The 20,901-nt window shown below is 40.4% G+C and carries 22 protein-coding genes; 5 read left to right on the top strand and 17 right to left on the bottom strand.

Annotated features, from left to right (window positions below):
- Positions 1 to 152: 152 nt before the first annotated feature.
- The 6 genes from ald to ACH0BF_RS23550 form a co-directional block, all read right to left on the bottom strand.
- Entirely contained in the window at positions 153 to 1,265 is a 1,113-nt protein-coding gene (gene ald, locus ACH0BF_RS23575; protein WP_340854555.1) for an alanine dehydrogenase, read from the bottom strand.
- Positions 1,266 to 1,368: 103 nt separating this feature from the next.
- Positions 1,369 to 2,634, bottom strand: coding sequence for a PucR family transcriptional regulator (locus ACH0BF_RS23570; RefSeq protein WP_340854557.1), 1,266 nt, complete (start codon positions 2,632 to 2,634; stop codon positions 1,369 to 1,371).
- Positions 2,635 to 2,871: 237 nt separating this feature from the next.
- The gene (locus ACH0BF_RS23565) at positions 2,872 to 3,051 is read right to left on the bottom strand and encodes a hypothetical protein (RefSeq protein ID WP_120037466.1); all 180 of its coding nucleotides are present in this window, start codon (positions 3,049 to 3,051) and stop codon (positions 2,872 to 2,874) included.
- Between the two features lie 241 nt (positions 3,052 to 3,292).
- Complete coding sequence (locus ACH0BF_RS23560; RefSeq protein ID WP_120037463.1) at positions 3,293 to 3,886, bottom strand: SCO family protein; 594 nt, start codon at positions 3,884 to 3,886, stop codon at positions 3,293 to 3,295.
- 126 nt (positions 3,887 to 4,012) lie between these two features.
- On the bottom strand, positions 4,013 to 7,153 hold the full coding sequence (locus ACH0BF_RS23555) for an AAA family ATPase (protein ID WP_406910399.1): 3,141 nt from the start codon (positions 7,151 to 7,153) through the stop codon (positions 4,013 to 4,015).
- Positions 7,150 to 8,295: an exonuclease SbcCD subunit D gene (locus ACH0BF_RS23550; RefSeq protein WP_406910398.1), complete on the bottom strand. Its 1,146-nt coding sequence runs from the start codon at positions 8,293 to 8,295 to the stop codon at positions 7,150 to 7,152. Before ACH0BF_RS23550 ends, ACH0BF_RS23555 begins: the two co-directional genes overlap by 4 nt.
- A gap of 211 nt (positions 8,296 to 8,506) precedes the next feature.
- Between ACH0BF_RS23550 and ACH0BF_RS23545 the strand changes: the two genes are divergently transcribed.
- A complete protein-coding gene (locus tag ACH0BF_RS23545) occupies positions 8,507 to 8,932 on the top strand; it encodes a DUF2621 domain-containing protein (RefSeq protein WP_120037455.1) in 426 nt (141 codons plus the stop codon).
- Positions 8,933 to 8,967: 35 nt separating this feature from the next.
- On the opposite strand, the gene ACH0BF_RS23540 is transcribed toward ACH0BF_RS23545, so the two are convergent.
- The 3 genes from ACH0BF_RS23540 to ACH0BF_RS23530 all read right to left on the bottom strand — a co-directional run bounded on the left by ACH0BF_RS23540 (position 8,968) and on the right by ACH0BF_RS23530 (position 10,710).
- Entirely contained in the window at positions 8,968 to 9,456 is a 489-nt protein-coding gene (locus tag ACH0BF_RS23540; RefSeq protein ID WP_340856429.1) for a CcdC family protein, read from the bottom strand.
- A 90-nt stretch (positions 9,457 to 9,546) separates the two neighbouring features.
- Positions 9,547 to 9,906 (bottom strand): response regulator, encoded by a 360-nt coding sequence (locus ACH0BF_RS23535; RefSeq protein WP_120037451.1) that lies wholly within the window; start codon positions 9,904 to 9,906, stop codon positions 9,547 to 9,549.
- Positions 9,907 to 10,002: 96 nt separating this feature from the next.
- The gene (locus ACH0BF_RS23530; RefSeq protein WP_340854564.1) at positions 10,003 to 10,710 is read right to left on the bottom strand and encodes a cytochrome c biogenesis CcdA family protein; all 708 of its coding nucleotides are present in this window, start codon (positions 10,708 to 10,710) and stop codon (positions 10,003 to 10,005) included.
- A gap of 209 nt (positions 10,711 to 10,919) precedes the next feature.
- Between ACH0BF_RS23530 and ACH0BF_RS23525 the strand changes: the two genes are divergently transcribed.
- Entirely contained in the window at positions 10,920 to 11,111 is a 192-nt protein-coding gene (locus tag ACH0BF_RS23525; protein ID WP_120037447.1) for an aspartyl-phosphate phosphatase Spo0E family protein, read from the top strand.
- A gap of 91 nt (positions 11,112 to 11,202) precedes the next feature.
- On the opposite strand, the gene ACH0BF_RS23520 is transcribed toward ACH0BF_RS23525, so the two are convergent.
- The 6 genes from ACH0BF_RS23520 to yneA all read right to left on the bottom strand — a co-directional run bounded on the left by ACH0BF_RS23520 (position 11,203) and on the right by yneA (position 15,623).
- The gene (locus tag ACH0BF_RS23520; protein ID WP_120037445.1) at positions 11,203 to 11,418 is read right to left on the bottom strand and encodes a YneF family protein; all 216 of its coding nucleotides are present in this window, start codon (positions 11,416 to 11,418) and stop codon (positions 11,203 to 11,205) included.
- Between the two features lie 80 nt (positions 11,419 to 11,498).
- Positions 11,499 to 11,945 carry a sporulation inhibitor of replication protein SirA gene (gene sirA / locus ACH0BF_RS23515; RefSeq protein ID WP_120037443.1) on the bottom strand — a complete coding sequence of 149 codons (447 nt, stop codon included), beginning with the start codon at positions 11,943 to 11,945 and terminating at the stop codon, positions 11,499 to 11,501.
- Positions 11,946 to 12,141: 196 nt separating this feature from the next.
- Positions 12,142 to 14,148 carry a transketolase gene (gene tkt, locus ACH0BF_RS23510; RefSeq protein ID WP_340854568.1) on the bottom strand — a complete coding sequence of 669 codons (2,007 nt, stop codon included), beginning with the start codon at positions 14,146 to 14,148 and terminating at the stop codon, positions 12,142 to 12,144.
- Positions 14,149 to 14,291: 143 nt separating this feature from the next.
- Positions 14,292 to 14,525, bottom strand: a complete 234-nt coding sequence (locus ACH0BF_RS23505; RefSeq protein WP_120038197.1) for a DUF896 domain-containing protein — start codon at positions 14,523 to 14,525, stop codon at positions 14,292 to 14,294.
- Positions 14,526 to 14,636: 111 nt separating this feature from the next.
- Complete coding sequence (locus ACH0BF_RS23500) at positions 14,637 to 15,293, bottom strand: YneB family resolvase-like protein (RefSeq protein WP_340854571.1); 657 nt, start codon at positions 15,291 to 15,293, stop codon at positions 14,637 to 14,639.
- Positions 15,294 to 15,299: 6 nt separating this feature from the next.
- A complete protein-coding gene (gene yneA / locus ACH0BF_RS23495; protein WP_120037437.1) occupies positions 15,300 to 15,623 on the bottom strand; it encodes a cell division suppressor protein YneA in 324 nt (107 codons plus the stop codon).
- Between the two features lie 155 nt (positions 15,624 to 15,778).
- On the opposite strand from yneA, the gene lexA reads away from it, so the two are divergent.
- Positions 15,779 to 16,396, top strand: a complete 618-nt coding sequence (lexA, locus tag ACH0BF_RS23490; protein WP_120037435.1) for a transcriptional repressor LexA — start codon at positions 15,779 to 15,781, stop codon at positions 16,394 to 16,396.
- A gap of 261 nt (positions 16,397 to 16,657) precedes the next feature.
- Here lexA and kynU read toward each other — a convergent pair whose 3' ends face one another.
- Positions 16,658 to 17,944 (bottom strand): kynureninase, encoded by a 1,287-nt coding sequence (kynU, locus tag ACH0BF_RS23485; RefSeq protein ID WP_340854574.1) that lies wholly within the window; start codon positions 17,942 to 17,944, stop codon positions 16,658 to 16,660.
- Between the two features lie 227 nt (positions 17,945 to 18,171).
- Between kynU and ACH0BF_RS23480 the strand changes: the two genes are divergently transcribed.
- Complete coding sequence (locus ACH0BF_RS23480; RefSeq protein WP_340854576.1) at positions 18,172 to 18,891, top strand: CPBP family intramembrane glutamic endopeptidase; 720 nt, start codon at positions 18,172 to 18,174, stop codon at positions 18,889 to 18,891.
- Positions 18,892 to 19,194: 303 nt separating this feature from the next.
- Here the strand turns inward: ACH0BF_RS23480 and ACH0BF_RS23475 are convergent, their stop codons facing one another.
- Complete coding sequence (locus tag ACH0BF_RS23475) at positions 19,195 to 19,317, bottom strand: hypothetical protein (RefSeq protein WP_340854578.1); 123 nt, start codon at positions 19,315 to 19,317, stop codon at positions 19,195 to 19,197.
- 589 nt (positions 19,318 to 19,906) lie between these two features.
- On the opposite strand from ACH0BF_RS23475, the gene ACH0BF_RS23470 reads away from it, so the two are divergent.
- Positions 19,907 to 20,686, top strand: a complete 780-nt coding sequence (locus ACH0BF_RS23470) for an alpha/beta fold hydrolase (RefSeq protein WP_340854580.1) — start codon at positions 19,907 to 19,909, stop codon at positions 20,684 to 20,686.
- The last annotated feature ends 215 nt before the right edge of the window (positions 20,687 to 20,901 follow it).

The following is a 20,901-nucleotide window of genomic DNA, read 5'->3' as shown; positions in this document are numbered from 1 at the left end:
TACTAAGCTCATTTATTATTTTTAAGCTTGCCTTGCAGAAATTATATCATAGAATCTCCAATAAAAAATGGAAGTTTACAGTATTTAACAGAATTGATATATTTGTAAGTAACCATGAAAAAACCTGTCAAACGATGACAGGTTTTTGACGATTAAATTAATTCCTCTACCGCTTTATATTCATATCCAAGGTCTTTTGCTACCGCTTCATATGTTACATGACCTTTATACGTATTGACTCCAAGCTTTAATGCAGGGTTGTCCTGGATTGCTTGATTAAATCCTTTATTAGCCATTTGTAAAGCATAAGGAATAGTCACATTTGTTAACGCTACCGTAGAAGTGCGTGGAACTGCTCCAGGCATGTTAGCTACAGCATAGTGAACAACGCCATGCTTTTCATATGTTGGATTGTCATGTGTTGTTACATGGTCAACTGTTTCAAAGATACCGCCTTGGTCAACCGCTACGTCTACAATAACAGATCCCGGAGACATCGATTTAACCATTTCTTCTGTTACAAGCTTAGGCGCTTTTGAACCTGGAATTAATACCGCTCCAATGACAAGATCAGATTCCTTCACTGCTTCAGCGATATTGAACGGGCTGGACATCAGTGTTTGTACACTTGATCCGAAAATATCTTCAAGCTGGCGCAGACGATCTGCACTCAAGTCAATAATTGTTACTTCAGCTCCGAGGCCGGAAGCGATTTTTGCTGCATTTGTTCCTACCATGCCGCCACCGATTACTGTTACTTTACTTTTCTTTACTCCTGGTACTCCACCGAGAAGAACACCTTTTCCGCCTTGATTCTTCTCAAGGAATTGTGCACCAATTTGTGCGGCCATGCGGCCTGCTACTTCACTCATTGGGGAAAGCAGAGGAAGGGTACGGTTCACTGATACCGTTTCATAAGCAACGCCTGTTACACCGTTTTCTATAAGCGCTTTTGTTAAAGCTGGCTCTGCTGCAAGGTGTAAGTACGTAAATAACAGTAAGTCTTTACGGAAATATTGGTATTCCGATTCGATTGGCTCTTTGACTTTTAAAACCATCTCAGCTTGATCCCATACATCTTTTGCTGAATCAATCAACTGTGCACCGAGTTCTTGATACTCTCCATTAGTGAAACCGCTTCCAAGCCCTGCATCCTTTTCCACTAACACTTTGTGTCCTGCTCTAACTAAAGTAGTAACGCCAGCTGGAGTGATCGCAACACGGTTTTCGTTGTTTTTAATTTCCTTAGGAATACCAATAATCATTTGAACATCTCCTCTTCTTTTCAATATACGTCTATATTATGCTAATTTTCCGGTCAATTCATCATTGTAAATAAAAAATTCAAAGAGATGTTTTTGTGATTTTTTACAAACTTTCCTCCTCTAATTGTTTAATGAGTAAATCTAGATACAAAGTAATTTTTTGGTTTGCATCTTTTAAATTGATCCCAGCTATTTCAGATATCCTTTTCAGTCGGTAAGCAAGCGTATTGGCATGAATATGTAACGCTTTAGCTGCATCATTCATGTTTCCATCATGATGTAGGAACACAAAAATAGTTTCCTGCAAGTTGGCATGATGATCGCGGTCATATTGGCTTAATTTTTCAATGGCCGGATTGGTATAACCAGATTGTTTTCTGATCGCAGCCAAATCTTCGATAAATTGAAACACGCCAAGCTTATCGTAGCTAAAAATAGAAGCGGCAGCTAATGAGAACTGCTGTTTCACCTTCAGTACATAAAGTGCCTCCTGATAGCTTCGGGCAAGCTCCAGCGGATTATTAGTTACGCTTCCTGAAGCGGCAATAATCCCTGTAATTTGCTGACGTTCTTTGATTTTGTTGATGAGATTATTGGTAAAATCACCAATGGCCTGTTCTGTCTCTTTCTCTGGCAGCCTCACTAGCAGAATTAACTGCCCGTTATCAAAGGTCCTTGCTATGATGGGCAGCTGTTGCATGGTTTCTACTAAGTAACTGGTTTGGCGTTCGACTGGCTGGCTAATTGGCTGTAAAAAGTCTAAAATCACGACTGCCAACGCACCCTTCAGCACTAAATTGTAACGTTCATTTACTTGTTCTAAATCTCTAAGCCTTGTAAAGTGACCGGTCAGCAGTTTCCAAAAAAGTTCTTCATAATTCTTTTCAGTTTCCGTTTTCTGTTTCTGGCGCTGAATAAGCTGATTTTTTACCGCTTTTGCTGCTTCCTTTAAAATCATGATTTTCTCTTCATTGAACGGCTTACGCGGATGCGCCCAAATAAAGCCGACAACTTCTTTATTCTTACGCACTGAAATCGCCACGCGCTCCCTGATCCCCACCTGGTCAATCCTAGGAACTGTAACCGGCTCCTCTGTTTCGAACAGCTTTGGTATCGCTCCTACTTTCCACAAGCTATTAATAACATTTTCCGGCACACGCCTGCGCATAATGGTTGCAATCCTGACAGGATCAACTTCATCTTCGTGTCGGCTATAGGCAATGATACGGTGATTGTCATCTTCTATTGTAATCGGACATTCCAGTTCTTCACTAATTAAATCAGCAAGCACTTCAAGGGATTCATATTCCTTGGAGAAGAAATTTCCAGTTACTTTTTCCATATAACCACTTTCTTTCTTTAATTTCATTCTGTACCAACATTATATTATTAGACCGCGTTGCTTGAAAGCTATTTTTAATTTATTGTCCATTAACTGACAGAAAACTGTGCTTAACAATATATTTTCTCCTTTAACAGGAAAACGGAGCTGCCGGGAATTGGCATACTCCGTTTAAAAGGCTGAAATTATAAGATTAGCAGACAATCTACTAAATTGGCAGGCAAATGGGAAATGAATACTAGAAGGCTAGTGATCGGGAGATTATTAATATTTTCGAGAATCGCAGTTCGGGCAAATATACACATCTTCTGCATCAAAAATGGAGCCGCACTTCGTTTGTTCGAGAACAACAAATGCTTTCTTCAAGTCAGCGCGGACTCCTTCCCACCCGCATTCGCACTTGATTTGATTGAAAGATCCGAACTTGTAAATACCGTAGTTCATAAAATTCACCCCTTTTTTAAATTTTCAGAAAAACTTCTGTGTAATTATCTTACCCAAAAAAGACCAAAAAATCAATTAAATGATTGTGAATTTTTTGTTAATTTTTTAAAGTCAAGTCTTGTTTTTATTTTATTCCTTACTTTTTACCCATTTATCGTTTCACTTACCAACAAATAAAAGGAGTGAGGAAAAACGAAAGGATGCTCTAATCGCTAGAACATCCTTCTTTACCTAAAAGATCTTATTTTTCGTCAACCAGCGTCTTAACATCTTGAACAATTTCTTCAAATGGAACTTCTTCTGCTCCGCTATAATTTTTTACTACTTTTCCTTCTTTATTCACTAAATAAAAGCTTGTACCGTGAGTGACTTGATTGGAATTAGGATCGGGAACGGCCAATGTTTGCAGATTCTTTTCCGCAAAATCACGGATGTATTCTGGATCATACCCCGTCAGCAAGTCCCATTTCTTTTCATCCACCTCAAAATGAGAAATGTATTCTTTTAACTTATCAGGTGTATCAACCTCTGGATCGACGCTAAACGATACGATACGATAGTCCTCTACACCTTCTTTTTTAAGCATCTTTTGCAGATCCGCCATATTCTTTGTCATCGGTTGGCAAACCGTTGTGCAGCTAGTAAAAATTAAGTCAGCGAGCCATACTTTTCCCTTTAAGTCCTCTAAGCTGACTTTTTTATTGTTTTGGTTCGTATGCTCAAAGTCTTGCATTTCGACATCCATGTTGCTTTCAAAATTACTTTTGCCGCAGCCAGCTACGAGCAAAATAACCGAAAGCGCTGCAATCACTAAAAAAGAGCGCGAATAATTCAATTTATTTTCCCTCCTGCAATAGTCTAGTAAATCTAAAATAATGTTATTGTATATATCCAACAAATACAACGGCAGGCGATTGGTTATCTTGAATAATTTATGAACACGCCTGCCTATTTATGCTAGTTATGTGGAGGAGAGCGCTAATTGAAATTGTGTATGACTGCCACTTTGCGATGATATAACTTCGAGCCGGGCATCAATTCTTTCCTTTAGCTCGGGCACATGAGAGATTACACCAACGAGCCGTCCGGAGTCCTGAATCTCCATTAACGCTTCAATCGCCTGGTCTAACGATTCGGGATCAAGCGTACCAAACCCTTCATCAATAAACATTGTTTCCAACGATACCCCACCTGCATATTGCTGGACGATCTCCGCCAAGCCGAGAGCAAGCGCAAGTGCCGCCTTAAAGCTTTCGCCCCCCGACAATGTTTTTACGTGCCGTTCCTGGCCAGTATACTGGTCAAAAATTAACAACTCCAAACCGCTTTGAGCATTTCCTTTTGCCCGATCTGTTTTGCGGTGCATCGTGTAACGCCCACCAGTCATTTTTACGAGCCGCTCATTTGCCACAACAAGAATATCATCAAGAAAAGCAGCTAGCACATATCGTTCAAATGTTAATTTATGCACATTTTTGCCGTGCGTGATCTCATAAAGATGACCGATTAAGCTATAGTCTTTCTCCAAATCTTGTAAATGCTCATTCACAGCTGCCACTCTTCCTACGATGCGCTGACAGCTGCTGATTAAATGGTTAAGAGCAAGCCGCTCCTTATCTTTCGCAGCTATCTGCTCCTCAATTTCAGCTTTTTTTGTGATTAATGAGGCAAGATCCGGCTTTTCAATGCCCATTAGGCTTTCTGTAAATTCCTTCAATAGATCGGATACGGAGCGAAAATGCTCGTGAAAGGAATGGATCTCCTGTTGCAATTTCTTTAATTCTGCTTCCGTCCTTTTGCTTGCTGAATAGTGCTTAAAATCAGCAAATCCATTTTGCTCCATCAATTGTTTAAAACGCGCTCGTTCAGCATCTAAGCGTTCTTTTTGCTGAGCAATTGTACTTTGTATCTCCTGTAAGCCTGCTTCAACAGCTGCAAGCGCTGTTTCTGCAGCCTGCTTTCTTTTTAAGGCTGCCGCCAACTGTTCCTCCAAACGCTGCCTCGTTTCTTCAGCTTGCTCGACCGCCTGTTCATACGCTTCTTTTTGCTGAAGCGGCACCGGAATGTTCTTTAACAATTCGTCTACATGTGACTGCTTGCCAGCATATAATTCACGCGCTTCTAGTTCTTCTTGCTGACATGCTGCTAACTCAGCACGCAGCTCTTTCCATTGTACATTCAGACGGTTTCGTTCTTCAGTCCATGCCTTCTTTTGCTGCAGCTTTTCATTCGCTTGCTGAATAGCTCGCTCGGCAGCTGCCTGAATAGAAACCAGCTGTGCTTTTTGGCCGTCTATATTTGACCAATCCACTTTTAAATGAAGCTCTTTCGTTTCCTGCAAGAGCTCGTTTAATACTTCTTCTTCCTTCTGTAAATGAATTTGAATACGAGCCAGCTCACGGGCAGCTTCATGCTGTTCTTTTTCAGCTTGTGCTGACACCTTTTTGGCCGCTTCAATTTCTTCTTTCTCCGGAGCATCAGCATGAGCTTTTGCCGGAGATGGATGATGAGTGGAACCACAAACAGCACATGGCTCTCCAGCAATAAGAGACTGCGCCAACATGCCTGCCTGTTGTTTCTGCCAGCTTTCTTCAAGCTTTTTCACATTCATCGCGGCAGCTTCTAGCCCTTCCTTTTTTTCCTTAGTTAGATGTTGCTGGTTTTGCTCCTGCTCTTTCAAATGTTTGATCCGCTCAGTTATTTTACTAATCTTCTCAATCAGCTTTATTTGGGCTTCAGCCTGATAGCCGTTCTTCTCTTCATCGTAAACAATTTGCTGCCAGCGATCGAGGGAAGACAGCTCCTCTTCCAGCTTTTCTATTCTTGTTTCTATTTGTACGGACTGTGCAGAGAGTGTTTCCCGCTTCTTTTCACATGCTTTCACTTGGACATTCAAGCGGTTTAACATCGCTTTTTCCGCATCCAGGGAATAGACCGATTCTCTAAGCGCAATCAGCTTGTTCAGCCTATCGGCCGCTTCTTTCCGCTCTGCTTCTCTGCCATTTTCCTCTTGCCACTGCTGTTCAGCTTTTTCCAGGGCTCTTTGATGATTGATAAATGTTATGCTTGATTCTTCTGCCCTTTTTACATCTTCATCCAGATGTTTCTTTAACTGCATGCACAAGTCTTCCTGGTGCCCTAAGTTCTTTGCCTTCTCTGCCCATTCAATTTCTTTTGTTTTTTCGGCGATTTCAGGCGTTCTAGCTTCTAATCCTTTTTTCTCTTCCTCCAGCTCATCTTTGCGGGCGATTTGCTGGATAATGTGCTTTGTCTGATGAATATTTCGGGTTAATTCATCGCGTGCATTTTGTTGTTGTTCAATTTCCTCTTTCATTCCCACTAACTTTTCCGACAGAAAATCAATATCTACTTTTAATTGTGAAAGAATGGCTGCCTCGTTTCGAGGATCTTGCTCAAGCAGTTCGCTCATTTTGTCGGTGGCGGGTTCGATGCTGTCCAATAATTGCGCTCGTTCTTTTTGCCCACTTTCCACTTTCTTCGCTAATTCATCTGCCTGGTGCTTTAACTTGTCTTCTATCAATTTATAAAATTGAGTGTGAAACAAGCGTTGCAGCACTTTCTCCTTCTCTTTGCTGTCGGAAACGAGCAGCTTTCTGAACTCGCCCTGGGGAATCATCAATATTTGTCTAAATTGATTCGCATCAAGCTGGATAATTTCTTTTACCTTTTCGTCCACTTCTCGGACATTTGCTGCAATCAGTTTTCTCTCTCCACTGTCATCGATTTCATAGAGTTCTGCTTTTGCAGTAATAGTCCGAAACCCTTCCCCGCGCTCTTTTCTCTTTTCCTGCTGGGGAGAGCGGTAAATCAGATAATTGCGTCCCTTCAAAGAGAATTCGAGCGATACCTCTGTTAACAGGCTGTCTGCGGCAAACTGGCTGCGCAGATCGCTTCCCGTTCTCTCTTCTCCACTTGCCCGGCCGTATATGGCAAAGCTAATCCCATCAAAAATAGTTGTTTTTCCTGAGCCGGTTTTTCCTGAAATGACAAACATGGTCCGATTCTCCAGTTGCCTGAAATCAATCTCTTCCCTTCCCGCATAAGGGCCAAATGCCTGCATGATTAATTTGACTGGCTTCATTTTTGATTCGCCTCCAGCTGTGCCTCATGAATAACTCTCTCTATCACTTTTCTTTTTTCATTTGTGAAACTATCTGTTGTCATCTGACTGTAAAAATCAGCAAAAAGGGCAAGATCAGACTTTTTCTCTTCCCGTTTCATTCCATAGCTTTCTTTTTTGCGCTGATCAATCACATCAATTTTCCTCTCTAAATGAAGAATATTTGGATAAGCTTGCCGAAGCTTGCCCATCGGGTCAATAATTGCTCCACGGTCAAGAAGAGTCACTTTTAAATAATCTTCTGCCGCTTCCTTTTGAACGCGGGCAGGGTCAAGCAGCTCCTCCATCGTTCCCTCCAATGAGCGCATATCTCTCTTTGGACGGAGTGTTTTTTCTTCTATAGAGAGCGCTCCCTTTTCATCAACAGTCACAATCGAAATGCTCTTGCGCTGATTTACCTCGGAAAACGAATATTTCAGCAGAGAGCCCGAATAGCGTACCTTCTCATGTTTTATCGCATCCGGACTATGTAAATGACCGAGCGCCGTATAATGGAAAGGAGCAAACAATCCAGCATCTATACAGCCGGATCCGCCCACCGACAACGTTCTTTCCGACTCTGTTGTCTTTCCACCGAGAACAAAGGCATGGCCGACAAATATGTTCACTTCTCTATAGTCCATCTCTTTTTCCAGCTTGCCTATTAGGCACTTCATGGCATCTTGATGGGTATGAATCGAACTGTCACCAAGCAGCTGCCGGATTGTGCCCGGTTCTGCATAAGGAACACAGTAAAAGTTAACCCCATTAATCCGGACAGGTGAAAATTGATCGTCCACCTTTCCTTTCAAATAAAACTGGCTATTCTGAAACCAGGAGGAACCAAATGAAAGACGTTCTGAACTATCATGGTTCCCAGAAATGGCTACAATCGGTGTCTCCAGCTCCACATTAATTTTGAAAAGCATCTCATTTAACAGCTCTACAGCGCTTGTTGGCGGTACAGATCGATCATATAGGTCACCGGCTATGACAACGGCATCCGGCTTCTCATCTTCTACTATTTTTACAAACTGATGTAAAACCTCACGCTGCTCTTCTGTCATATAGACTCCATGAACGAGCTTGCCTAAGTGCCAGTCTGCTGTATGTATAAATTTCACTTCTGTCACCTCTAATAAAGTCTCTCTTTTCATAGTATAGGAAATTATAAAGAAAGCAAATTGCTTTTCTTTACAAATAGCTAAATAGTAAATCTTAATTATTATGAAGCCTTTTTACGCTAAAATGATAGGATCATCATTAACTGTTGTATCCATTTTCTCCTTTGTCTATAATTAGTAGCGATAGAAGAAAGACTTGGAGGTTGGCATCATGCTGCAAGGTTGGTTTTCTTATTTCATCCTTTTGTGGGTAATTATTCTGGTCGGCAGTTTCGCGATCGGCGGATTTTTTATGTTTCGCAAGTTTTTAAAACGGCTGCCAAAAGCAGATGGAAAATCAGATATGGACTGGGAAGAATATTATGTTGATCAGACAAGAAGCATGTGGAAGAAGCCGGAAAAAGAACTATTGGAAGAACTCGTCAGTCCCGTTCCTGAACTTTTCCGGGATGTGGCTCGTCAAAAAATCGCTGGAAAAATCGGTGAATTAGCATTAAAAGAAAAAGCGGGAAAGATTACGCAGGATTTAGTAATACGAGGTTATATCATTGCTACTCCAAAGAGGGATCATAAGTTTTTGCGTAAGAAATTAAACGAAATGAAGATGGATTTAACTCCTTACGAACATTTATTTTAAAAAGAGCTTGCGGCATCAAACGCAAGCTCTTTTTTTCATGAAAGCGGATTTCCACCAAGTGAATCTTGATCTAATTTAGTCCGCAAGCTTCGATATTGTCTGTACATAGCAATGCGCCATGGGATGATCATTGAAAAAGCAAGAAGGAAAAACATTCCGCTTAATTGGCCAAGATGAATCGTTGAACTCAGCACAACCTTGCCGACGATCCGAACGATTAGCAGGGTAATTAAAATAATAGGAAACGCTTTTGAGCGCTTTAAATAAATATCATCATTACGAATTTCAAAATTTGAAGTTTTAATTAATAAGATCGAAAATAACATCCCTACAACTACGGCTTCCAACAACTCCATAAACGTGACCCGAAACTCCGGTATAACAAACATAAGCGCTCCTGTGCTCATAAAGAGCGGAGGGAGCATAATTTTATTGGCCGATGTCGGTTTCTTAGAGGCCTTCATACGAACAAATATCACTGTAATTCCCATGATTACTGCTAAAACGGATGAAGCAACAAGCATCATCTTCATCATTCCTTATCTTTTACATTTGCTTAGTTATTATAATCAATTTTTTTGGAAAAGACAAAAGCCGCCTCCGTTCAAAACAGCTTAATCTATTAAACGGCGTAATGCCTCATTTACCCGAACCTCATCAAAGGGCTTAGTAACGAAGTCTTTTGCTCCCGCTTCAATCGCTTCCATTACCATCTTTTGCTGCCCCATCGCTGAGCAAATGATAATTTTTGCTTGAGGAAATTCTGATAAGATTCGTTTCGATGCTTTAATACCATTCATAATAGGCATGGTAATGTCCATAATAACGATGTCTGGCCTTAGTTTTCGATATTGTCGTACCGCTTCTTCCCCGTTTTCAGCCTCCCCTAAAACCTGATGGCGCAAATTCGTCAACATATCTATCAGTGTCACTCTCATAAATTTTGTATCGTCCACAACTAATACCCCTGCCACTGGCCTGATGCCCCCTCTTGTCTGGAAAATAATGTAACATATGTCTTTATCCTAAATATACCTGTTTACACAAAAGAAGGCAATCAATAGATAAAGTTAAAATCCAGTAAAGCCGCCAAACAACGGGCTTAAGAAAATAATAATTTTTGTCATCCAATCAAAGAAAAGTACGACTCCCATGACAATCATAATATAACCGCCAACCTTCATAATGATTCCACTGTGGGTGCGAATCCATTTCATGCGGCCGATAAAGAAAGAAAGTATAAAGAACGGAATAGAAAATCCTAGCGTATAAGCAATCATATATAAAAGTCCTGATCCCGGATTGCTTGCCGCAAGAGCAAAAACTGACAATAAAATAGGCCCAGTACACGGTGTCCAACCTGCAGCGAAAGCGAGGCCGATTAACAAGGAGCCCAGATAGCCGCTCGGACGATTTTTGAATTCAAGCCGCCGTTCTGTCATCAAAAATTTCGGCTGCAAAATACCTGTCACAATTAAACCAAAAAATACAATAAAGATGGCACCAATCTGTCTAATTAAATCCTGGTACTGCGCCAGTATATTGCCGATAACAGTCGAAGCAAACCCCAATGATATAAATATTAAAGAAAAACCGAGCAGAAAAAACAACGTATGCAGCAAACTTCTTTTTTGCAGCATTTTATTCTCATTTTTTAATTCACTAACGCTCATGCCCGTAATATAAGAAAGAAATGCGGGATAGAGAGGCAAGCAGCATGGTGAAATAAAACTGAGAAACCCTGCTCCAAAAGCTAATAAAAAGTTAAGATCGTTCAATCAAACCTCCTGCCTTTCATTGATATTGTAACAAAGTTTCAAGCAGGAATCGAAAGAAAGAGATATGAATAATTTGTGTCCTCATCCTTCCGGAAAAAGGAAATCCCTCAATTTAAAGTAACTTTGTTTTTGAAAAAAAGTAAAAGATTGGGTATACTAGAGAAACCAACGAACACTGACCTATTATTGCATAGAAAGGACTTTCCGCCGTGCATAAAGACGACTTATTGGATGCTATAGAGAAAAAGCGGTTGGAGCTATTTCACATTGTCACTGTTAAAGGATTAAACTCTCCGCTTGCCGTTAAATGCAGCCAAGAGCTTGATCTTTTGTTAAATGACTACGATCGCAAATACGTTCATTCTTCGGTCCCTCTTTATCAAAAACAAGTACCTAATTAAAAAATGAGCAGAGTCCCAAAAACATCTGCTCATTTTTATGCTTATTTTTACAAAATCTAAAAAATAAAAGCACTCAATAACCGAGCGCCGTTTATTTATTATCAAATTGCTTGTTCATTTGTGCCATCATTTGATTTATTTTTTTCTGCGAAGGCTTTTGGCCCATCTGCATCATCATCATTCGCAGCATTTGTTCATTAATTGGCGGATTCTTTTTTAAATAGTCCATCATGTATTTACGGGCTATAAAAAATCCAAGCGCAACTCCGGCAATCAGAGCCAGAATCCCGACGAGTACATACCACATATACTACTTCCTCCTTCATGTCGTCTACTAAAAGTTTACTAAACCAAAGGATATTATACAACATGAAAGAGAAATTTTCTTTACTTAAATAAATTTTCTTTCCTGATCGGCTCGAGCCAGCCATAATTCTTTCGTTCGAAATCAACAGCGAAGAGACAAGCATTCAACTTTTTTAAGGAATAAAAGAAAACGGTCTCCGCTTCGTAACTTCCCCGTGCCTTCAAGTGAAGGCATTTCGCCTCAGCGGACAAAACGGCTTTCCCCTTCTTTTCTGGAAGTTCAATCGTAAAAAGGTTGTTTTTTTCAACCGCAAAGCTGTCTTTACCCATTAATGCTTCTTTCAAAATAGAGGCGAGGGATCGCATCGAAAATTCTTTTGTAATATATTGAATTTGTTTTTCCACTATATTCTTCTCACTTTTTTGTCCGATAGAGCTTTCAAAAAATAACTGAAAAAAGTTCTGTTCACGCCCGTAAAAATAATGAGCGAATTCTTCTCCAATCCAGTAAATTTGATAGCTTCTCATTTACTTTTACCTCCTGCTTGTCCTTTTCCTTATTATAAGAAAGAACCATCGTCAAGGTTGTTGAATTTTGGAAAAAACGTTCACTAGTTTTGTCGATTGGATCAGAATGGCACGCGATTCAAATCTATACTCACTTTTCAACACAAAAAAAGCCGGGGTTGCTTTACAGCTACCCCAGCCTTTCTCATGTATCTTCTTATTTATTGAACAGTTCTTTTGCCCGTGAAACTACATGTTCAACTGTAAAACCATATTCAGTCATTACTTTATTTCCAGGAGCGGAAGCGCCAAATCGGTCAATAGCGATAATCTCGCCTTCATCTCCTGTGTAACGTTCCCATCCAAGGGAAGAGCCCATTTCAATCGCAAGGCGCTTTTTCACTTCTTTTGGAAGAACAGAGCGCTTATATTCCTGACTTTGTTTCTCAAAGCGATCCCATGACGGCATGCTGACAACAGACGCATGGATGCCTTCCTGCTGGAGAGCTTTTTGTGCTTCCACCGCTAAGCTCACTTCCGATCCGGTAGCCAGCAACAGCAAGTCTGCCTGCTCTTTTTCGGCTGCTGAAATAACATAAGCCCCTTTTGACACTCCTTCTGTCGCTGTTTCGGAAGTGCCTCGAATAGTCGGCAAGTTTTGACGAGTCAGCACAAGCACAGTCGGTGTTGATTCCGAAGAAACAGCTAACTTCCAAGCAGCAGCTGTCTCATTCGCATCCGCCGGGCGGACAACCGAAAGATTCGGCATGGAGCGAAGAGCGGATAAATGCTCAATCGGCTCATGCGTCGGTCCGTCTTCTCCCACCGCAATACTATCATGAGTAAACACATAAGTAACAGGCAGCCCCATCAAAGCTGATAGACGGATCGCCGGACGTACGTAATCGGAGAATACGAAGAATGTTCCGCCGAACACTTGCAGACCGCCGTGAAGCGCCATTCCGTTCATCGCCGCTCCCATTGCAAATTCCCGTACGCCAAACCAAATGTTGCGGCCTTCATAAGCAACAGGCGAGAAGTCTTTTTCATTTTTTATGGTTGTTTTATTAGAGCCGGCCAAATCAGCAGATCCGCCGATGAAAGTTGGAAGGTTCTTTGCAATCGCATTTAATACTTCTCCTGATGAAGCCCGGCTTGCTAACGATTTACCTTCTTCGTAAGATGGGATATCTTTGTCCCATCCTTCGGCTAACTCTCCGTTTATCGCAGCCTGAAGCTGCTGGCCAAGTTCAGGGAATTGCTTTTTATATTCTTCAAACAGCTGGTTCCAATCCTGCTCAACAGCTTGGCCTTTTTGAACAATCAGTTCTTCAAAACGGCCGTATACTTCCTCAGGCACGTGAAAATCCTGCTCAAATGTCCATTTGTAATACTCTTTTGTCAGCTTCATTTCATCTTCGCCAAGCGGCGCTCCATGTACGTCTGACTTACCGGATTTATTAGGTGAGCCATATCCGATAACTGTTTTTACTTCAATCAGTGTTGGCCGTGATTCGTCTTTTTGCGCTTCTTCAATCGCTCTGGAGATCTCTTCCATGTCATTTCCATCTTCAACACGGAGATACTGCCACCCATAGGCTTTAAAGCGGTCTTTCACACTTTCAGAGAAGGACTTATCAAGATCGCCATCAAGAGAAATATCATTGGAATCATATAAAGCAATTAACCGGCCGAGCTTTAGATGACCTGCAAGGGAAGCAGCTTCGGAAGCCACACCTTCCATTAAGTCTCCATCACCGCAAAGTGTGTATGTATAATGGTTGACTACGCTATATTGGTCCTTATTATAGACGGCAGCTAAGTGTCTCTCCGCCATTGCCATTCCAACTGCCATGGCAATCCCTTGGCCAAGAGGTCCGGTCGTTGCTTCTACACCGTCCGTGTGTCCGTATTCTGGATGTCCTGGTGTTTTACTGCCCCATTGGCGGAAATTTTTAATTTCATCCATTGATAAATCATAGCCCGATAAATGCAGAAGGCTATATAACAGCATAGACCCGTGTCCTGCTGACAAAACGAAACGGTCACGGTTAAACCATTTTGAATTTTTCGGGTTGTGGTTCATGTAACGGCTCCACAATGTATAAGCCATTGGAGCAGCTCCCATCGGCAGACCCGGATGCCCAGAATTCGCTTTTTCAATCGCATCTATAGAAAGTGTGCGGATCGTATTCACTGCTAATTGATCAACTGTATCAAACATGGAAAACTCCCTTTCCTTACAAATATTGTTCCTTCTTAATATATAGGTCTTTATCAAAATATACAAGATGTCTGAGAAGATCTATTATTTGTCATTTTCTTTTCCGTTTACTCCATATAAAAAAGCCAGCGTTTGCCGGCTCATTAATGCATTCTTTTACGTTTTTGAATGTCTTTAATTTTTTCAGGTGTCACTTCATTGCCTTCAGGATCAAAAATACGCACCGATTCCACTGTATTTTTCATGGACGAGCGAAAAGCACGTAAGTATTCTTGGCGCAGGCTTGTCTGCTCTGCTTGTTCCTCTGCGGACAGCCCTTCAGTTTTTGATTTCTTGGAAAGCTCATTAATACGAGCTAGTTTATCTTGAGAAAGCATAGATGGGGTTACTGCCAATTCGTTATAAATCAGCAGACTCTCCTTTCTTTTTCTTTAATATATTCTTGCCTTTATTTTATTAAAAGGGAAAGGAATAAACAAGAAAGATGCCTATTCAAGATCTTTATCCGCCTGTTCAGCATACTCTTTAAATCGTCTGTGAACTGTCGCCTTAGATACCCGATAACCAAAGCCGTTTAAAGTAGCAGCTATTTCTTCGAAAGTAAGGTTATTGCGGCGTAGACGGACAATTTCTTCCATCGGCACTTCCTTCCTCTCTCTTCCGGCTGGGTTTCCTCTATTCTTTAAATTGTCTTCAGGTCGAAAACCGTTTTCTACCGCCCGTTTCATTCCTCGCTTGATTTTTAAATTATGAATCTTCCGCTGGTATTCTTCTACCATGCTAACAATTTGAATAACCATTGAATCTGATTCTGACAGCTGCAGCTCTCCATCATCAGCGATGCTAAATACTTTTACTCCTTCTTTAAACAAGCAGTGCAGCAAAGCAATTTTAGCATTGCCTCGTCCAATTCGTGTTTCATCCTGAATCAGTACAGCATCAATCGATTCCTTTTTCACTAGATCTAGCAAATCAAGCATTCCCGGCCGATCTAATTCATAGCCACTCACTTGCTCTTTAATCACCGCTGCCACTTCATATCCTTTTCGGAAGGCAAGGCTGAGCAGTTCTTCCTCTTGCCGTTGAAGCGACGTTTCCTGTGTTTCTTTTTTTGTGCTTACACGGCAATATATAATAGCTTTCACTTGAAATTACTCTCCTTTAAAAGCGATCTGGCCGCCAGTATGAGATGAATGCGAAGTAATGGGAATAACGAGAGTGTCTCCCGGTAATATTTTAACGGAATGCAGCTTGTTCTCTTTTTGTATCCACATGATAAAGTCCTCTTCTTCCATTTCCTTGCTGTTATTATACTGTCTGGCAATGCTCCAGAGAGAGTCCCCTTCCCGTACGGTGATTTCTTCGTAAGGAAGACGTTTCTCACTCACATTAAAGATCAGCATGCTTCCTGCCATAATTGTAACAGCCATAAATAACAGAACAAAAGAATTCTTTTTAACAAACACTTTCATCATTCAACATCCCCTTCAAGCGAATACTCGTTCGTATATTTATCTTTATTTTAATAGGAACATTTGTTTGAGTCAAGATTTCATTCGAACTTATGTTTGTATCCTAAAAAGTGACATGTTATAATACAGAAAAGAGATAATCTAAGAGGTGCAGACAAATGACAAAATTATCGAAGAGGCAGCAAGATATTTTGGACTTCATCAAGCTTGAAGTTAAAGCAAAAGGCTATCCTCCTTCCGTGCGCGAGATCGGGGAAGCAGTTGGATTGGCATCCAGCTCCACTGTCCATGGCCATCTTTCTCGTCTGGAGAGCAAAGGACTGATCCGCCGCGATCCAACGAAACCACGCGCGATCGAAATATTGGAATTGGAAGAAAGCGTACCGAGACAAAAAGTAGTAAGTGTGCCATTAATCGGGAAAGTAACAGCCGGAATGCCTATTACCGCCATCGAAAATATTGAAGAATATTTTCCTTTACCGGAGCGGCTTGCACCTGCCGATGACAATGTATTTATGCTGGAAATCATGGGCGACAGTATGATTGAAGCCGGCATTCTAAATGGTGATTATGTCGTCGTACGCCAGCAACAGACAGCCAAAAATGGCGAAATAGTTGTAGCGATGACCGAGGAAAACGAAGCCACCGTTAAACGCTTTTTTAAAGAAAAAGACTTTATTCGCCTTCAACCTGAAAATTCATCCATGGAACCAATTATTCTGTCGTCTGCTACTATCCTTGGCAAAGTGATTGGCGTCTACCGGGATATCCATTAACTGCTGGACAAACTCCTTTCTGCTCTATTGTGCGGAAAGGAGTTTTAACTTTTTTGCAAGAGTAATAGAATAGCAGTTAACCTATCATATGACGAGCCTAAAGAAGATATGATTGTTTAATGAGAAAAGCCATTCACCGAACAACAATCGAAAGTTCCATTGCTAGATTAAAAGCAAGAGAGTCAGAGTCTCTTCAACCACCAAAAACCCCTGGACCTTTATAGGCCAGAGGCAGAAAAAATTGATGATTGAGTTCCCCACTTACGCAATAATGCCACGTTCATTCTCAAACTGTTTATATTGTTCCTCCTTCATAATCTTCTTTAAAATCTGCACCGCCTTCCACACTTCTTCATACGTGTTATATAAAGGGACTGGAGCAAGCCTGATCCCATGAGGAGCTCGAAAATCTGGAATAACTCCATTCACTTTTAACGCTTTACAAATCCGTGCAGCTTCTTTATGCTCCAAATAAATGTGTCCGCCCCGTCTCTTGTCTTCCAAGGGATTCCCTATCTTAAAACCGGCTTCGCTCAGTTCTTCTGAAGTGAGCTCGATCATATAACGCGTCATACATAAAGACTTTTTTCGGAGGTTCTCTATACCCGCCTCTTCAAAGAGTTGGAGTGAACCGATCAATGGAGCAATACTTAATATATGAGGTGTGCCGATCTGATAGGCTCCTGCCGCTTCTGCCGGCATGAACGTATGCTCCATATCAAATTGTTTCTCTTTGTTCGAACCAAACCATCCGGCAAGACCTGGCAGCTTGCCAAAATGTTTTTTATTTACATATAATCCACCGGCACTGCCCGGACCGCTATTTAAATATTTATAATGGCACCAAACCGCAAAGTCTACTTCCCATTCGTTCAATTGGTGTTCAATTGCTCCAATTGAATGACACAGGTCGAAGCCAATTAAAATATTGCGTTTATGGGCTTCTTTCGTTATGCGCTTTATGTCAAGAATTTGCCCGCTCCGGTAAAGGATGCTCGGCAAGACGATTAAAGCCACCTCTTCTGTCATTGCTTCAATCACATCTTCTTCTTCAATAAGACGCCCATCGCGGCTTTGTACGCGAATCAAGTGATCCTCCGGATGATAGCCTTTCAGCTGAATCTGGCTTCGTAGCGCATAGATATCAGAAGGAAACGTAAGTTCGTCTGCCAGTATTTTTGTTCGTTTGCCTTCCGGCTCATAAAAGGTGGCAATCATCTGATGCAGATTCGTTGTTGTGGAACCAGTCACTATTACCTCCTCAGGCCGTGCCCCAACTAACGATGCCAGCTTCCCACCAAGCCGCTCCGAGAGGTCATACCAAGGATAACCCCCTTCTGTCCACCCATCAATTCCGAACTGCTTCCACGAATCTAGCAACTCTAACAACGATTTCTCTGATCGTCTGGACAGTAATCCTAACGAATTACCATCGAGATAAATGATTCCTTCTTGAATATAAAATTCGTTGCGAAAGGATGCCAGCTCATCCTGTTGATCAAGCTTGCAGGCATATTCCCGAGAAGAATCAAACTGCTTTTTACCCATTTGTCCATCCCCTCTATTCTCTATATTCATTCTTCCAATTTCTACTATAACGATAAATGATTAGCCCGTCACTTATTCTTAAAAACATAAAAACCTTTGTGTATTAAGCAATAAAGAGTAATAAAATAATTTTAAGTTACTCTAAAGTAAGATAGGTTATTTAGGTCATTAGTTGCATAAATTTCCATCCTCATGAGATAATGGAGGTAAAACAGGAGTAAATTTATATGTCAATACTAATTTTAGAGTCTTTATTACTAGCTTTCCTTCTTTTAATTTATCCTTTCTTCGACGTTAAATACACAAAGTCGTTAAAGGAGAAAAAAGATACCCTTTCGAGAGTAAGATTCTTTAAATTTGTCATTTATTCAGAATGGACGATTGTAGCAGCAATCCTTCTCATGATAGTAATGACAAAAATAACGTTTAAAGATATGGGAATAACCCTTCCGCAGCAACCCCATTCAGAAGCGCTCGGCATGATCTTCGGCTTTCTGGCAGGCCTCTTTATTTTACTATTTGTTCTAATGAAAATACCGGCTTATCAACAACGCTTAAACAAGCAAACAGCAGACATCGACTACTTATTGCCCACAACTAAACAAGAAAGAAGATTATCTATCTTCGTTGCTATAACGGCAGGTGTTTGCGAGGAAATTATTTACAGGGGGTTTGTTATTCATTACCTGTCGAGTCTGCCAATTGACATTCAACCAATGTATATAATCATTATCTCAGCCGTTATTTTTGGATTTGGGCACATTTATCAAGGCTGGAAAGGCCTCTTGCTTACCGGGTTCATTGGTTTTATTTTTGCCCGTACTTATTTAGCTACTGGCTCCCTTTTATTCCCAATCCTTCTTCACATCGTCATCGACATGCGGTCTTTTTTATTTGTTAAGCCCTTGCCTAAAGAAAACCAAACAACTTTTACAAGAAACATTTAACTGTACAAAAAGCCCTTGATTTTGTCTGTATCAAGGGCTAAAAAGATTAATGTATTTTCAATATATCGGCATTCTTCCTCGGTGAGCTTATCTGTCGTAGATGGCTTAAACTTTGTAAATCTGCTTTTCTTTGCTTTCTTAAATATGCTTTTTGGTCCTCCATGAATAATAGGGCCAGGGCTTTTATTTTTACTATCAACTAATTCGGAAAAATAAGGGCTCCGAGCAAACCTGACATGCCCTTTTTTTAATACGCTCATACCTTAAAAGCAGTGTTGCCCTATCTAACGATTCTTCAAATCATTATTTAGGGATTTTTGCCGTCCTTTTTTTGCCATTCATCCTTTCCAATTGGATTTTATTCTGCCCCTGACGTTCAGCATCTTTTTTAAATGCTTCCATCGCTTTGATGCAAAGAAGATTCATTCATTACGCCTCCTTTATTTCTATTGAATTTGCTTCTACACCTGGCAGGAATAGACTCCTCAAAAAGTCAGCATCACAAGAGGCCATACTGTCGAAAAGCGTATGGCCACTTCTCGCTAGAGCGCTAAAAATAATAAGAAATGTACGGCAAGATCGAAGAAAAAGGACCAAAAAATTACTCTTCCTACGCTCGGGTAATTCCTCTGAATGATTGCCAAACAGACAGCTAGAAAAAATTAGTGTTTTGTTCCATCCCTCCGATCTTTTTGGTTTATGTTTTCCCTGTTCCTATTCAAAAAAACATAAACTACCACCAACCGTTATTTCTACATTCAGTTTCATCTCCTTGTTTAACCACCCAACCCTCTAGTTCATCAAACGTGCTTACACCTTCTAGTGAACGAACCACTCTACTCTCCTCATTTTTATCGTTAATAGCTATACTCCTACATCAAATTATAATCCTCCAAAAAATAACAATAAAAAGCTGTTTCATAAGCTAATTACTAACTTTTCAAAAAGTTTTATCGGATAATAGATTAACAGCATTTAACAAAACTTACATTCCTAGATAAGAGAGGTGGATGATTTGGCCTTACAATATCAAGAACATGGCGATGAGAGTGCTCCTTTGATGCTATTTTTACATGGTGGTGGGGTAAGTGGTTGGATGTGGGATAAACAAGTTCAATACTTCGCCCATTATCATTGCATTGTTCCAGATTTACCTGAACACGGGCTAAACAATCACAAAATTAATTTCTCCATAAAGACTAGTGCAGTAGAATTGATCCAATTAATCGAGAAAAAAGCAGGAACGAAGAAAGTAATTTTAATTGGGTTTTCTCTGGGTTCTCAAGTTATCATTCAACTATTAAGTATGAAACCAGATTTAATTGATTTTGCCGTAATAAATAGCGCTGTTGTCAGACCCATTCCATACGCTAAAAAACTAATTCGACCTACTATCAGATTATCCTTTCCATTAATTAAAAATAGATGGTTTTCACAATTACAAGCAAAACCATTATATATAAGCAAAGACTACTTTGAAAAATATTATGAAGAAAGTTGTCAAATGAAGCCTGACACTCTTGTGAGAGTATTAGAAGAAAACATATCGTTTGGGATACCCGCAGATTTTAAAAAGGCAAATGGAAAAATATTAGTTACTGTAGGCGAGAAGGAAAAAGCCATCATGAAAAAATCCGCAAAGGATATTGTAGATGCTAATTCTCATTGCATAGGTATAGTTATACCTAATATTGGACATGGAGCGCCTTTGGCAATGCCCGACTTCTTTAATCGCATGGTAGAAACATGGATAAATGAGGATAGTTTACCACAGGATTGTATAGTGATAAGCTGATGTTTGTTTGATATTGCCTGTATGATTAGTAAAAAATAAAAGTTCTAATCATTATAAAATCCTGCGTTTTGTGTATTTCAAATAAAAAATCAACCATATTAATTAATCCATCTAAATAAAAGCACTCATCCAACTAAGTGGACTGACCCCATAAAGTGAGACAAATAAAAAACACCTTTAAGTTGAAAACGAGTATGGGATACTCGAAAATAACT

Source organism: Pseudobacillus sp. 179-B 2D1 NHS, assembly GCF_045370945.1.
In the GTDB taxonomy this organism is placed as follows: Bacteria; Bacillota; Bacilli; order Bacillales; family Domibacillaceae; genus Pseudobacillus.
This window is presented reverse-complemented; position numbering and strand designations above follow the sequence as displayed.